At 72.5% G+C, this 14620-nt stretch carries 12 protein-coding genes; 10 read left to right on the top strand and 2 right to left on the bottom strand.

What is annotated here, in order from left to right; translation table 11 throughout:
* The first annotated feature begins 71 nt into the window (after window positions 1-71).
* The 3 genes from miaB to P2L57_RS26505 are packed head-to-tail and all read left to right on the top strand — an operon-like array spanning window position 72 to window position 2766.
* Window positions 72-1550: a tRNA (N6-isopentenyl adenosine(37)-C2)-methylthiotransferase MiaB gene (miaB, locus tag P2L57_RS26515; RefSeq protein ID WP_275818599.1), complete on the top strand. Its 1479-nt coding sequence runs from the start codon at window positions 72-74 to the stop codon at window positions 1548-1550.
* Window positions 1551-1573: 23 nt separating this feature from the next.
* Window positions 1574-2074 (top strand): hypothetical protein, encoded by a 501-nt coding sequence (locus P2L57_RS26510; protein ID WP_275818598.1) that lies wholly within the window; start codon window positions 1574-1576, stop codon window positions 2072-2074.
* Complete coding sequence (locus tag P2L57_RS26505; RefSeq protein WP_275818597.1) at window positions 2053-2766, top strand: class III extradiol dioxygenase subunit B-like domain-containing protein; 714 nt, start codon at window positions 2053-2055, stop codon at window positions 2764-2766. Before P2L57_RS26510 ends, P2L57_RS26505 begins: the two co-directional genes overlap by 22 nt.
* A 181-nt stretch (window positions 2767-2947) precedes the next feature.
* On the opposite strand, the gene P2L57_RS26500 is transcribed toward P2L57_RS26505, so the two are convergent.
* Window positions 2948-3298, bottom strand: a complete 351-nt coding sequence (locus P2L57_RS26500; RefSeq protein WP_275818596.1) for a hypothetical protein — start codon at window positions 3296-3298, stop codon at window positions 2948-2950.
* Window positions 3299-3419: 121 nt separating this feature from the next.
* Here P2L57_RS26500 and miaA point away from each other — a divergent pair, with 121 nt between their 5' ends.
* The 6 genes from miaA to hflX all read left to right on the top strand — a co-directional run bounded on the left by miaA (window position 3420) and on the right by hflX (window position 11470).
* A complete protein-coding gene (gene miaA / locus P2L57_RS26495; protein WP_275818595.1) occupies window positions 3420-4367 on the top strand; it encodes a tRNA (adenosine(37)-N6)-dimethylallyltransferase MiaA in 948 nt (315 codons plus the stop codon).
* A 103-nt stretch (window positions 4368-4470) separates the two neighbouring features.
* Window positions 4471-4962: a hypothetical protein gene (locus P2L57_RS26490; protein ID WP_275818632.1), complete on the top strand. Its 492-nt coding sequence runs from the start codon at window positions 4471-4473 to the stop codon at window positions 4960-4962.
* A 152-nt stretch (window positions 4963-5114) separates the two neighbouring features.
* Complete coding sequence (dapF, locus tag P2L57_RS26485; protein ID WP_372515940.1) at window positions 5115-6017, top strand: diaminopimelate epimerase; 903 nt, start codon at window positions 5115-5117, stop codon at window positions 6015-6017.
* A 151-nt stretch (window positions 6018-6168) separates the two neighbouring features.
* Complete coding sequence (locus P2L57_RS26480; RefSeq protein ID WP_275818593.1) at window positions 6169-8295, top strand: RelA/SpoT family protein; 2127 nt, start codon at window positions 6169-6171, stop codon at window positions 8293-8295.
* 90 nt (window positions 8296-8385) lie between these two features.
* Complete coding sequence (locus P2L57_RS26475; RefSeq protein WP_275818592.1) at window positions 8386-9828, top strand: M1 family metallopeptidase; 1443 nt, start codon at window positions 8386-8388, stop codon at window positions 9826-9828.
* A 136-nt stretch (window positions 9829-9964) separates the two neighbouring features.
* The gene (hflX, locus tag P2L57_RS26470; protein WP_275818591.1) at window positions 9965-11470 is read left to right on the top strand and encodes a GTPase HflX; all 1506 of its coding nucleotides are present in this window, start codon (window positions 9965-9967) and stop codon (window positions 11468-11470) included.
* A gap of 66 nt (window positions 11471-11536) precedes the next feature.
* Here hflX and P2L57_RS26465 read toward each other — a convergent pair whose 3' ends face one another.
* Complete coding sequence (locus P2L57_RS26465) at window positions 11537-12676, bottom strand: trypsin-like serine peptidase (RefSeq protein ID WP_275818590.1); 1140 nt, start codon at window positions 12674-12676, stop codon at window positions 11537-11539.
* 440 nt (window positions 12677-13116) lie between these two features.
* Here P2L57_RS26465 and P2L57_RS26460 point away from each other — a divergent pair, with 440 nt between their 5' ends.
* The gene (locus P2L57_RS26460; RefSeq protein ID WP_275818631.1) at window positions 13117-14526 is read left to right on the top strand and encodes a diaminobutyrate--2-oxoglutarate transaminase; all 1410 of its coding nucleotides are present in this window, start codon (window positions 13117-13119) and stop codon (window positions 14524-14526) included.
* The last annotated feature ends 94 nt before the right edge of the window (window positions 14527-14620 follow it).

The raw sequence follows: 14620 nt of genomic DNA, 5'->3' as shown, positions 1-14620 counted from the left end.
GCCAGCCGCCGACCGGCCTTGATAAGGGCGCGGCGGGGGGTGGCGCGGAACACGTACCCTGGTTCATTGAGATGAGCGCGAAGACATATGAGGTGCGCACCTACGGGTGCCAGATGAACGTCCACGACTCCGAGCGGCTGGCCGGGCTGCTGGAGGACGCCGGGTACGTACGGGCCGCTGACGACGCCGATGGCGCGGATGTCGTCGTGTTCAACACCTGCGCGGTGCGGGAGAACGCCGACAACCGCCTGTACGGCAACCTCGGGCAGTTGGCGCCCAAGAAGGCCGCACGACCGGGGATGCAGATCGCCGTCGGCGGCTGTCTGGCGCAAAAGGACCGGGACACCATCGTCAAGAAGGCCCCCTGGGTCGACGTGGTCTTCGGCACCCACAACATCGGGCAGCTCCCGGTGCTGCTGGAGCGGGCCCGGATCGCCGAAGAGGCGCAGGTCGAGATCGTCGAGTCGCTGGAGACGTTCCCCTCCACGCTGCCCACCCGCCGCGAGTCCGCCTACGCCGCGTGGGTCGCCATCTCCGTCGGCTGCAACAACACCTGCACGTTCTGCATCGTCCCGGCGCTGCGCGGCAAGGAGAAGGACCGCCGCCCCGGCGACATCCTGGCCGAGGTCGAGACGCTGGTGGCCGACGGCGTCATCGAGGTGACGCTGCTGGGCCAGAACGTCAACGCGTACGGCTCCGACATCGGCGACCGCGAGGCGTTCTCCAAGCTGCTGCGGGCCTGCGGCAACGTCGCGGGCCTGGAGCGGGTGCGGTTCACCTCGCCGCACCCGCGGGACTTCACCGACGACGTGATCGCCGCGATGGCCGAGACGCCGAACGTGATGCACCAGCTGCACATGCCGCTGCAGTCCGGCTCCGACACCGTGCTCAAGGCGATGCGCCGCTCCTACCGGCAGGAGCGCTACCTCGGCATCATCGAGAAGGTGCGCGCCGCGATGCCGGACGCCGCCATCTCCACCGACATCATCGTCGGCTTCCCCGGCGAGACCGAGGCGGACTTCGAGCAGACCCTGCACGTCGTACGGGAGGCGCGCTTCGCGCAGGCCTTCACCTTCCAGTACTCCAAGCGGCCCGGTACCCCGGCCGCCACCATGGACGGGCAGATCCCCAAGGCGGTGGTCCAGGAGCGCTACGAGCGACTGGTCGCGCTGCAGGAGGAGATCTCCTGGGAGGAGAACAAGAAGCAGGTGGGACGCACCCTCGAGGTGCTGGTCGCCGAGGGCGAGGGCCGCAAGGACGACGCGACCCACCGCATGTCGGGCCGCGCGCCCGACAACCGGCTGGTGCACTTCGAGCGCCCGGCGCAGCCGGTGCGCCCCGGTGACGTGGTCACCGTCGAGCTGACGTACGCGGCGCCGCACCACCTGCTCGCCGAGCGGCCCGCCCTGGCGGTACGGCGTACCCCTGCGGGCGACGCGTGGGAGCGCCGCAACGCCGCGCCGGAGCCGAAGGGCGTGATGCTGGGGCTGCCGTCGATCGGCGTCCCGGCACCCTCACCGGCCCCGGCGAGCGCCTGCGGCTGCGACTGAGACGACGCACTGGGGGAGTCGGCTTGCCCGGGTGGGGGCTGATCGTCGAGCGGAACAGCGGGTGGGGCGAGCGCGCGCAGTGGCAGGCCGAGGTCGTCGGTCATGTCGACGGCACGCGTGAGCAGGCGTTGGAAGAACCGCGGGTCCGGGCGACGGAGCATGCCCGCAGCCAGTCGTCCGTCCGTCTCTGCCGGCACGGTGACGCCTTCCCGGTGACCCGGTCTTCCGGCTGGAGCGACCGCCACAGCCGGTGGAGCGTCGCCGAGCTCGTGCGGGACAGCGAGGCCGAGCGCGAGGCGGCGGCGCGGCGCCAGGAGGAGAAGGCGCGCGGTGCCGGGCGCCCTCTTCCACTTCCCAAGCCCCCTGGCCCCGCGCCGCCCCCGCGGATCCGGACCAGCCGTGGGACGCCGACGTACCCGACCGGCCTTCCTGGCTCGGCCGGAACGACCTTCCCCAGGGCTGGCAACGCGGCGTCGTACGGCCGCGTTGCTACGCTGCGCACATGCTCGTCGCCGCCGCCGTAGTGCCCTGTCCGCCGCTGCTGGTGCCCGAGGTCGCGGTGGGCGCCGCACCGGAACTCGACCGTCTGCGGGCGGCATGCGCGGACGCCGTCGGGGTGCTGGCCGCGGCCAGGCCCGACCGCCTGGTGGTGCTGGGGCCCGCGGAGCAGTCGGGCCGCGGACCGCATCCGCAGGGCGCGCCTGGGTCGTTCCGGGCGTTCGGTGTCCACCTGGACGTCACGCTGGGGGAGCGGCAGGAAGAGACGCCCGGGCGGCTGCTGCCGCCGTCGCTGGCGGTGGCGGCCTGGCTGCTGACCCGTACCGCGTGGACCGCCGCGCCCGTCGAGGGGCTCGGGGTCGGTGAGCCGCTGCCCGCGGACCAGTGTGCCCAGCTCGGGCAGGAGCTGGCGGCGTCCGCGGAGCGGGTGGCGATGCTGGTCGCCGCCGACGGCAGCGCGCGCCGCAGCCTGAAGGGCCCCGGCTACTTCGACGAGCGGGCCGAGCCCTTCGATGCCTCGGTGGCCGCCGCTTTGGCTGCCGCTGACACGGCCGCGCTGGTCGCGCTCGACGAGAAGCTCGCCGCCGAGCTGCTGGCCGCCGGGCGCGCGCCGTGGCAGGTGCTGGCGGGCGCGGCGGAGGGCGCGGGACTGCACGGCGAGTTGCTCTACGACGAAGCGCCGTACGGCGTCGGGTACTTCGTGGCCGCCTGGTCCTGACGGCGGCCCGCCCAGGGCTCGTTGACGGCGGCGGCCCGTCGAGGCGCTGTAGGCACGCGACGGCCGCGAAGCGCGCGCTCCGCGGCCGTCGGATGTGTCAGGCCGTCAGGTCCGGGGGACGGGGGTGGCCGCCGCACGCCGCGCCGCGGCCCCTGTCCTTCGCCCGGTGCGGCCCGATGGCTCAGCTACGGGCGCCTTCGCCCGTCTCGCTGTCGGCCGCCTTGTCGGCTGACTGCTGCTTGGGGATGCCCACCGCCTCGGCGGCCTCGGCGGCCTCAGCGGCCTCCGCGGACTCGGCGGACTCGGCGGCCTCGGCGGACTCGGCGGCCTCGGCGGACTCGGCGGCCTCGGCGGACTCGGCGGCCTCGGCGGCCTCGGCGGCCTCAGCGGACTCGGCGGCCTCCGCGGACTCCGCGGGCTTCGCCGACTCCTGCGGTGTCTCCTCCGGCGCGCTGCTGGAACTCGTGGTCTCCGCCGACTCGGTAGCCGGCTTGCTGGACGAACCACGCCGAAGCCAATCGAAAACACCCATTTGTTACTCCAGACCTTACTTGTGCAGGGGAAAATCCGCGTCCGTTCGGGCAACGACCGCACAGGTGACCAGTCACGTAGCTCGATCGAGGGCGGTGCGTGACATTTGGGAGACTGGGGAGGTGAACAACGTTGTCCCGTCCCCCCACACCCCCCGGGTGATCGCTGTCGTCGGCCCCACCGCCGCCGGCAAGTCCGACCTGGGCGTCTCCTTGGCCCGCGCCCTCGGTGGAGAGGTCGTCAACGCCGACTCCATGCAGCTCTACCGAGGGATGGACATCGGCACCGCCAAGCTCACCGAGCACGAGCGCCGTGGTGTCCCGCACCATCTGCTGGACATCTGGGACGTGACGCGGGCGGCCAGCGTCGCCGAGTACCAGCGGCTGGCCCGCGCCGAGATCGACCGGCTGCTGGCGGCCGGGCGTACCCCGGTCCTGGTCGGTGGCTCCGGGCTGTACGTGCGGGCCGCGCTCGACGCCCTGGAGTTCCCCGGCACCGATCCCGAGGTGCGGGCCCGGCTCGAGCGGGAACTGGAGACGCACGGCACCGGGCCGCTGCACGCGCGGCTCGCCGCCGTCGACCCGGAGGCTGCGCGCTCGATCCTGTCGAGCAACGGCCGCCGCATCGTCCGCGCGCTGGAGGTCGTGGAGATCACCGGCCGTCCGTTCACCGCCAACCTCCCCGGGCCCGATGCCCAGCGGTCCGTCTACGACACCCTGCAGATCGGCGTTGACGTACCGCGCCCGGAACTCGACGAGCGGATCACCCTGCGGGTGGACCGGATGTGGCAGGCCGGACTGCTGGACGAGGTGCGGGCGCTGGAGGCCGTCGGGCTGCGGGACGGACTGACCGCCTCGCGTGCGCTGGGCTACCAGCAGGTGCTCGCGTACTTCGCCGGGGAGTGCGGTGAGGACGAGGCACGCGCCGAGACCGTTCGCGCCACCAAGCGTTTCGCGCGACGTCAGGACTCCTGGTTCCGCCGCGATCCGCGGGTGCACTGGATCAGCGGCGGGGTCGCGGAACTCGCCGACCAGACAATGAGGTTGCTCGAACGGGCGGTCACAGCCTGATCACGTGATGGCCACGGGACGCCTCGGCGGGGCTTGACCGCCCTGACGCCATGCCATTATCGAGCATCGGGCTACATCGGACGAGGTGGGAGGGCGTGTGGCGATGGAGGCCGGCCCTCGTGACCGACCCGAGCAGGACCAGCGGCAGCACATGGACGAGCAGCCGCACCGCCGTCCGGACGATGAGCCGGCGTCACTCCCGTTGACCGATGACGGCCCGTCCGAGCACGAGACGGGAGCGGAACCGGAAGCCGACGCGCAGTCCTTCCGCGAACTGCGCCCGCAGCGCCGGATGCGCATCTGGCAGCTCATCCCGATCGTCGCTCTGGGCACCATCGGTTCGCTGATGTTCGCCTTCCCCCTCGCCTTCGAGTTCGGCGACGGGGGGCCGGTCGTCGCCATGCTCGGCCTGCTGCTGAGCGGCTGCTCCGCGGGCTGGGCCATCATGGCCGCCCGCCGGGTCGGCTACACCTGGCCGGGGCTGCCCGCCCGGGGCTCGGGCCAGCGGCCCGACTGGCGGTTCGTCGCCGGTTACACCGCCTTCGCCGTGCTGATCGCGCTGCTTGCCGTCTGGCGGGTCGCCCGCCTTCGGTGACGGCCGGTCCGCACGGTGGTGCCCGGCTCGCCGTCGCGGCGTGGAGGTGTGGCTGTCGTAACGGCGGGTGGCGGGGGTGCCGAGCGGACCGCGACCCGACCGCGGATCCGCGGTCGGCCCCGAGTGCACATCCCGGCGCACCCGGCCCTACGATCGAAGGCGTGAACCGCGCACCGCAGGGCCTGCCCTTCCTCAAGGGCCACGGCACCGAGAACGACTTCGTGATCGTCCCCGACCCGGACGGGCGGCTCGACCTGTCCGCCGCGGCCGTGGCCCGGCTGTGCGACCGCAGGGCGGGCATCGGCGGCGACGGGCTGCTGCGCGTCGTGCGTTCCGCCGCCCACCCGGAGGCCGCCGCGCTCGCCGACCAGGCCGAGTGGTTCATGGACTACCGCAACAGCGACGGCAGCATCGCCGAGATGTGCGGCAACGGGGTACGGGTGTTCGCCCGCTACCTGGAGCGTGCCGGGCTCGCCGGGGCGGGCGACCTGGCCATCGCCACCCGCGCCGGTGTCCGCCGCGTGCACCTGGCCAAGCCGGGCCCGGACGGCACACCGGGGGACATCACCGTGGACATGGGATCCGCGGTGCTGCCCGAGGGCGAGGTGACCGTCACCGTGGGCGAACACTCCTGGCCCGCCCGCAACGTCAACATGGGCAATCCGCACGCCGTCGCGTTCGTCGCGGACCTCGCCGACGCCGGGAACCTGTACGACGCCCCGCAGGTACGGCCCGCCGCCGCGTACCCCTCGGGCGTCAACGTGGAGTTCGTGGTCGACCGCGGCCCCCGCCATGTGGCGCTGCGGGTGCACGAGCGCGGCTCCGGCGAGACCCGCTCCTGCGGCACGGGCGCCTGCGCCGTGATGGTCGCCGCGGCTCGCCGCGACGGGGTGGACCCGGCCGCCACCGGCAGCCCCGTCCGCTACACGGTCGACGTCCCCGGCGGACGGCTGGTGATCGCCGAACACCCGGACGGCGCCGTGGAGATGACCGGCCCCGCGGTGATCGTGGCGGAGGGCGTCATCGATCCGCGGTGGCTCGCGGCCGCCAACTAGCCCGCAAATCTGTCGGTATTCGCGTTCCCTCTAACGGGTGATCCGGATCACCCTGGGCGAGAGGCCGACAGCACCCCGTGGTGGGCTCGGTAGCATCAAGCACCGGCGCGGCATCCAGCACGCCGCCGGTGATGGCTGCCGGAGGTGCCCGATGAGCGCAGAGAACGCCGTTGACGCGGTGACAGCACCCCAGGGGACCGAGCGCAGGCGCGGCCTGTCCCGCCTTGACCTGCGCCGACTCGGCCGAGCCGCCCTGCTGGGCGCGGCCGGTGGCCGGGACCGGCTGCCGGACGCCATCGAACACATCGCCAAGGTGCACCGCGGTCACCATCCGCGCGCCGATCTCGACGCGCTGCGCCGGGCGTACGTACTCGCCGAGGCCTCGCACCGCGGCCAGTTCCGCAAGAGCGGCGAGCCGTACATCACCCACCCGCTGGCCGTCACCCTCATCCTCGCCGAACTCGGCGCGGAGACAACGACGTTGACGGCGTCCTTGCTGCATGACACCGTCGAGGACACCGAGGTGACCCTCGATCAGGTGCGCGAGGAGTTCGGCGAGGAGGTGCGCTACCTCGTCGACGGCGTCACCAAGCTGGAGAAGGTGGACTACGGGGCCGCCGCGGAGCCCGAGACGTTCCGCAAGATGCTGGTCGCCACCGGCAACGACGTCCGCGTGATGTCCATCAAGCTCGCCGACCGGCTGCACAACATGCGCACCCTCGGCGTGATGCGCCCCGAGAAGCAGGCCCGCATCGCCAAGGTCACCCGGGACGTACTCATTCCGCTCGCCGAGCGGTTGGGCGTACAGGCGCTCAAGACCGAGCTGGAGGACCTGGTCTTCGCGATCCTGCACCCCGAGGACTACGCGCGCGCACGGGAGTTGATGCTCGCGCACAACGCGGCGCCTGACCCGCTGGAGAAGGTCGCCGACGAGGTACGGGCGGTGCTGCGCGACGCCGGGATCACCGCCGAGATCGGGATCCGCGCACGGCATGTGCTCTCCGTGCACCGGGCGCGCCTCAAACGCGGCGGGGAACTCGGCGGCAGCGACTTCGGCCGCCTCCTGGTGCTGGTCGGTGAGGACGCCGACTGCTATGCCGTACTGGGTGAGTTGCACACCTGCTTCACTCCGGTGATTGCGGAATTCAAGGACTTCATCGCGGCGCCGAAGTTCAACCTCTACCAGTCGCTGCACACCGCCATCGCCGACCGCGACGGCGCCATCACCGAAGTGCTGGTCCGCACCCGGCAGATGCACCGGGTCGCGGAGGCGGGTGTGGTCGCCCTCGGCAATCCCTATACGACCGCGGACAGTTCGGACGACGGCGAGCGCACCGACCCCACCCGGCCCGGCTGGCTCTCCCGCCTTCTGGAGTGGCAGCGGGACGCCTCCGACCCCGACATGTTCTGGACCGCGCTGCGCGACGAACTGGCCCAGGACCGTGAGATCACCGTCTTCTCCGCCGACGGCGGCACCATCGGCCTGCCTGCCGGGGGCACCTGTGTCGACGCCGCCTACGCGCTGCACGGCGAGGCGGCGCACACCTGTGTCGGCGTCAGGGTCAACGGGCGCCTGGCCTCGCTCGGCACCGCGCTGCGCGACGGCGACACCCTGCATCTGCTGATGGCCGCGGGCTCCGGACCCTCCCCGGACTGGCTTGGCCATGCGCACACCCCGGCCGCGCGGATCGCCATCAGCCGCTGGCTTGCCGCCCACCCCGAGTCGGCCGAGGAGGAGGCCGCCGCCCAGCGGGAGGGCGGCGGCGCGTCCCGTCCCGTCCGCACCCCCGACGACACGCCGCCCGCCGAGCCCATCGCCGTCACCGACCGGCCGGGCGCGGCGGTGCGGCTCGCCCGCTGCTGTACGCCGGTGCCGCCGGACGCGGTGACCGGCTTCGTCATCCGCGGCGGCACCGTCGCCGTGCACCGCACCGAGTGTCCCGCGGTGGCCCGGATGACCTCCGCGGGGCGGGCGCCGCAGACCGTGCGGTGGCGCACCGAGACGCCCGCCGCCGGATACCGGGTCACCGTCCGTGCCGAGGCGCTGGGCCGCCCGCACCTGCTCGCCGACCTCACCGAAGCGATCTCCGCCGAAGGCGTCGGCATCCTGGCCGCCGACGTCGAACCCCCGCAGGAACAGCGCGTCCGCCACACGTACACCATCGAACTGCCCGAGCCGGGCGCCCTGTCCGCCCTGATGCGCGCGATGCGCCGGGTCCCCGGGGTCTACGACGTCTACCGCACCCAGGCGCGCCCGATGGCCGCCACCTCCGGCTGAGGGCAACCGCGCTGACCTTCTGAGCCCGATCGGGTGCGGGCCCGGCCGCGCCGCCCGCCGACCCGGCCGACGCGCTGATAGCGGTGGTCCATGTTCGCAACCACCGCGGGGCGGGCGGTCGTGGCCGCCGCCACCGTCCTCGCCCTGACCGGCGCCCAGCAGCCCGGCTCACCCGCGGTCGGCCGGGGGGACCGGCTCTATCCGGCGGTCGGCGATCCCGGCTACGACGCCACCGCGTACGACATCTCGATGGCCTACCACGGGCCCGGCCGGCCGCTGGACGCGGTCACCCGGATCCAGGCGCGCGCGGTGACCGCGCGGGACGGACTCCAGCTGGACTTCACCGGCGCGGTGGTGCGCTCCACCCTGGTCGACGGACGCCCCGTGAGGTTCAGCCGACGGGGGGAACGGCTCCTCATCACGCCCTGGCGGCACATCCGGGCCCGCGAACACCTGACCATCACGATCACCCACACCAGCGACCCACAGGGCTCCAGGACCAACGGCGGCTGGATCCGCACCCCCGACGGCCTCGCCCTGGGCAACCAGCCGGTCTCCGCGCACCGCGTCTTCCCCTGCAACGACCACCCGTCCGACAAGGCCCACTTCACCTTCCGGATCACCACGCCCAACGGCATCACCGCCGTCGCCAACGGGGTACCGCTGGGCGCCCCGCGCGTCACCCCGGGCGGCACCACCTGGACGTACCGCACCGCGCACCCCATGGCCACCGAACTCGCCCAGATCGCCATCGGGCGCTCCGCCGTACTGCCGCACACCGGCCCCGACGGGCTGCCGCTGCGCGATGTCGTCGCCGTCGCGGACGGTGCCCGGCTCGCCGCGCGGCTCGCGCTGACCGGCGGGCAGATCGCGTGGATGGAAGCACAGGTCGGCCGCTACCCCTTCGAGACCTACGGGATCCTCGACGTCGACACCACCACCGGCTTCGAACTGGAGACCCAGACCCTGTCCCTGTTCGAACGCCGGATCCTGCTCGCCCCCGAGCCGTACGCCGCCCCGCTGATGGTCCACGAGCTCTCCCACCAGTGGTTCGGCGACAGCGTCACCCCCGCCACCTGGTCCGACCTGTGGCTCAACGAGGGGCACGCCACCTGGTACGAGTGGCGGTACCGGGCCGAGAAGTACCGGCCGTCCCTGGACGACCAGGCCAGACGCGCCTACGAAAGGGACGGCGTCAACCGCAGCCTCGGTGGCCCGCCCGCACTGCCCGCGCCGCCCACCCGCGACCAGCTGTCGATCTTCCGCGACAACGTGTACTCGGGCGGCGCCCTCGCCCTGTACGCACTGCGCCAGGAGATCGGCGACCCCGCGTTCCGCTGGCTGGAACGCGCCTGGGTCAGCCGGTACCGCGACGGTAACGCCTCCACCGCCGACTTCATCGCACTCGCCTCCCGCGCCGCCGGACGCGATCTGTCCGGTTTCCTGCACGCCTGGCTCTACGGGAAGCGCACCCCCGCCATGCCCGGCCACCCGGACTGGCGGCAGCGGGTGCGCCCGGTGAAACACACGTGACGTGGCCGCCGCACCGTGGGACCATCGTCAAGGCGGCGCCGATGGGAATCCTCCGGTCCTGTGCGGCGTTGTCCAGGTACGACGGACGGTCCGGCCGCCCGCGCCACAATCCCCATTCCGTGACGCAAAGGAACAAATGACCAACTCCACTGCTCCCTCCTCGGCCCATGAGGCCGAACGCCAGCGCCTTTCCGAGAGCCGTCGGGCCAACGCCCTGATGGATGAGGACACCGCCTGGAGCCAGGAGATCGACGGGGAGCGGGACGGTGACCAGTTCGACCGCTCCGAACGCGCGTCGCTACGGCGCGTCGCGGGTCTGTCCACCGAGCTCGAGGACATCACCGAGGTCGAGTACCGGCAGCTGCGCCTGGAGCGCGTGGTGCTCGTCGGCGTGTGGACGGACGGCACGGTCGACGACGCCGAGAACTCCCTGGCAGAGCTCGCCGCACTCGCCGAGACCGCGGGCGCCCTGGTCCTCGACGGTGTGATCCAGCGCCGCGACAAGCCCGACCCGGCCACCTACATCGGCTCGGGCAAGGCGCAGGAACTGCGCGACATCGTCGTGGAGACCGGCGCCGACACCGTGGTCTGCGACGGTGAGCTCAGCCCCGGCCAGCTCATCCACCTGGAGGACGTCGTCAAGGTCAAGGTGGTCGACCGCACCGCCCTGATCCTCGACATCTTCGCCCAGCACGCCAAGTCCCGAGAGGGCAAGGCGCAGGTCTCGCTGGCCCAGATGCAGTACATGCTGCCCAGGCTGCGCGGCTGGGGCCAGTCGCTGTCCCGGCAGATGGGTGGCGGTGGCTCCGGCTCGTCCGGCGGCGGCATGGCCACCCGTGGTCCCGGTGAGACCAAGATCGAGACCGACCGGCGGCGGATCCGCGAGAAGATGGCGAAGATGCGCCGGGACATCGCGGAGATGAAGACCAGCCGCGACCTGAAGCGCAAGGAGCGCAAGCGCCACCAGGTCCCGTCGGTGGCCATCGCCGGTTACACCAACGCGGGCAAGTCCTCGCTGCTCAACCGGCTCACCGGAGCAGGCGTCCTGGTGGAGAACGCGCTGTTCGCCACCCTCGACCCGACCGTGCGCCGGGCCGAGACCCCCAGCGGTCGGCTGTACACGCTCGCCGACACCGTCGGGTTCGTCCGGCATCTGCCGCACCACCTGGTCGAGGCGTTCCGCTCCACCATGGAGGAGGTCGCCGACGCCGACCTGATCCTGCACGTGGTGGACGGCTCACACCCGGTGCCCGAGGAGCAACTCGCCGCGGTACGCGAGGTGTTCCGCGATGTCGGCGCGCTCGATGTGCCCGAGATCGTGGTGGTCAACAAGGCGGACGCGGCGGACCCGCTGGTGCTCCAGCGCCTGCTGCGCAACGAGAAGCACTCCATCGCGGTCTCGGCCCGCACCGGCCGCAACATCGATGAACTGCTCCAGCTCATCGATGACGAACTGCCCCGGCCGCGGGTGCTGATCGAGGCGCTCGTGCCCTACACGCACGGCGCGCTGGTCTCCCGGGCGCACGCTTCCGGCGAGGTCATCTCCGAGGAGCACACCGGCGAGGGCACGCTGCTCACGGCGCGGGTGCACGATGAACTCGCCGCCGAACTGGAGCCGTTCGCCCTCGCGGTCCGGCGCTGAGCGCACCCACGCACCGAGGCCCGCCGCCCCGTCCGGGGCAGCGGGCCTCAACGCGTCATACGCCGCTTACTGGTTGGCGAACTTCTGGCTGATCGACTGGTAGACGCCCTGGGCCTCCGGGCCCAGGTGCGGGCCGGCCAGCCAGGTGTTGTCGGCCGGGCCGATGGAGGTGTTGGACACCAGCGCCACCTTGCCGTTCGGCATCTTGGCGAACCAGCCGCCACCCGAGGAACCGCCGGTCATGGTGCAACCCAACCGGTACTCGGTCGGCATGCCCGGGTCCAGCGACAACCGGCCCGGCTTGCCGATGCAGTCGAACATCTTCTGGCCGTCGTACGGCGGAGCCGCCGGGTAGCCCCAGGCGCCCACCGAGGTGAACTGGTTCACCGCGGGCGCGTTGAACCACACCGGCAGGGCAGCGCCGACCGTCTCCTGGAGCGACTTGCCGCTGGAGTTCTCCGGCTTCACATGCAGGATCGAGAAGTCGTACGGGGATCCGTAGCCGCCGGTCTCGGAGCCGGTGGAGATCCACTGGCTTGAGGTCTGCGCCCAGTCCGCCCACCACACGCCGTACGGGGCGACCTCGGACTGCGGGGCGCCGGAGATCTGCGAGGCGGGCAGCGCCTGGTCGTTGTACGACGGGACGAAGGCGATGTTGCGGTACCAGCCGCCCTTGGCGCCCGCGTGCACACAGTGGCCCGCGGTCCACACCAGGTTGGACTTGCCCGGGTGCGCCGGGTCCTCAACGACCGTGCCGGAGCAGACGAACGAGCCCTGCGGGGTGTCGAAGAACACCTTGCCGACCGGCGCCGCGTTGTTGTGGTACGGCGTCTGGACCGACTCCGCGGTCTTCGGCGCGGGTGCCGGGTCGGAGACCCCCTGGTCCTGGCCGATGCTGGTCGGAACCTGGTTCGGGCTGTCCTTCGCCTGGCTCATCCGGGACGGCTTCCACAGGTCCTTGATGACCGGGTTGATGAACTCGGCCGCCTGGTGCGCCCAGTGGTCCCACTTCTTCCAGTCGCCCTGCTTCCACTTCTGCAGGTCGTGGAGGCTGCCGGGCGCGCCGGTGGACTGGCTGCCCTGAGCGGCCGTCGCGCTCGGCTTGCTGTCCGCGGTGGGGTCGTTCGGGCCGCACGCGGTGGCCGACAGCGCGAGGACCGCGGTGACGGCGGCCGCGGCAAGGCCGGACCGGCGGATGGGTGGCATCGGGTGTTCTCCCCCTGGTGTCTTTCACGTTCAGGAACGTCAAGCGCGTTCACGAACGCCAAGAAACTGATGTGTCCTTGTCATGCTCGCCATGGAGCAGTGCCCCATCATGCCGGTGCCGGTGGGGACGGTTTCAGGGGGGTGTGTGGTTCCCCTGTGAAGGTTGGTCGTATCGCGTCCATGAACCGCCCCACACGATGGATCTGCCGGGTGGCCGTTGCCAGCCGCCGCCCCGGGCGTTGATACGGGGAGGGAAATTCCCGCCGTCCCAACGCCAACCTCCCAGGAGGACCCGTCCCGTGGCCGGATCGCCAACCACCGCCCTCGTACCGTCACCGACCCAGCCCGCCGAGCAGGTGGCAGAACCGGGCGGACCAGAGGCCACGGCGGCGCGGGACGCCACCGAGAGCGGTGGTGGGCGGCGTGAGGTGACAACGGCCGTGCGCGGCGGCTGCGTTGACGGCAGCGGCCGGCAACGGCAAGCGGGGCCGAACGCCGAGGGGATCCTGCGGCGGCAGGCGGCGCGGGAGTCGGCGGCGCGCACCTACGCCCGGTCACTGCCGATCGTGCCGGTACGCGCCCGCGGCATGACCATCGAGGGCGCCGACGGCCGCCGCTACCTCGACTGCCTTTCCGGCGCGGGCACGTTGGCGCTCGGCCACAACCACCCGGTGGCGCTGGAGGCGATCCGCTCGGTGCTCGACTCCGGAGCGCCCCTGCAGGTCCTCGACCTCGCAACGCCCGTCAAGGACGCCTTCACCACCGCCCTGTTCGAGACCCTGCCGCCGCAATTCGCCGAAAGCGGACGGATCCAGTTCTGCGGACCGGCCGGTACGGACGCGGTCGAGGCCGCCGTCAAACTGGTGCGCACCGCCACCGGGCGCAGCGGGCTGCTCGCCTTCTCCGGCGCGTACCACGGCATGACGGCCGCCGCGCTCGCCGCGACCGGCGACCTCGCCGCCCGGGCCGCCGTGGGCGAGGGCGACGCCCGGGTGACCCGGCTGCCGTACCCCTACGACTACCGCTGCCCGTTCGGCGTCGGCGGGAGCCGGGGCGCCGAGCTCTCGGCGCGCTGGACGGCCACCTTGCTGGACGACCCCAAGGGCGGCGTCCAGCCACCCGCCGGAATGATCCTGGAGGCGGTACAGGGCGAGGGCGGAGTGATCCCTGCCCCCGACGCATGGCTGCGCCGGATGCGGGAGATCACCGAGACCCGCGGCGTCCCGCTGATCGTCGACGAGGTGCAGACCGGGGTGGGCCGGACCGGCGCCTTCTGGGCCGTCGAACACAGCGGGATCGTGCCGGATGTGATGGTGCTGTCCAAGGCCATCGGCGGCAGCCTGCCGCTCGCCGTGATCGTCTATCGCGAGGAACTCGACGCCTGGCGGCCCGGGGCGCACGCCGGAACGTTTCGCGGCAACCAGCTCGCGATGGCGGCGGGCACGGCCACCTTGCGTTTCGTCCACGAGAACCGGCTGGCGGAACGGGCCGCCACGGTCGGCGCCCGGATGCTCACCCGACTGCGCGGCCTCGCCGCCCACCACCCCTGCATCGGCGATGTCCGAGGACGCGGCCTGATGATCGGCGTCGAACTGGTCGACGCCGACGCGGCCCGGGACGAGTACGGCGCACTGCCCGCGTCACCCCAACTGGCCGGCGTCGTACAGGCCGAGGCGCTGCGCCGCGGACTGATCGTCGAACTCGGCGGGCGGCACGGCAGCGTGGTGCGGCTGCTGCCACCGCTGATCATCACCGACGAGCAGACCGAGGCGGTACTCGACCGCCTGACCGACGCCATCGCCGCCGCCGAACGGCTGGCCCGCAGAGCGAAGGCGGACGGCGCGCGATGAGCCCAAGGCGGTGTGCGATGCCGGTGATGCGCCGGGGGCACGCGGAGTGCGAGGCGCGCGTTGGGACTCGGCGGCACGCGGTCGCACACCCAGT

It is taken from the genome of Streptantibioticus ferralitis (assembly GCF_029223525.1).
GTDB classification, from domain to species: Bacteria; Actinomycetota; Actinomycetes; order Streptomycetales; family Streptomycetaceae; genus Streptantibioticus_A; species Streptantibioticus_A ferralitis.
The sequence above is the reverse complement of the archived record's forward strand: the minus strand, read 5'-3'. Positions and strand labels throughout refer to the sequence as shown.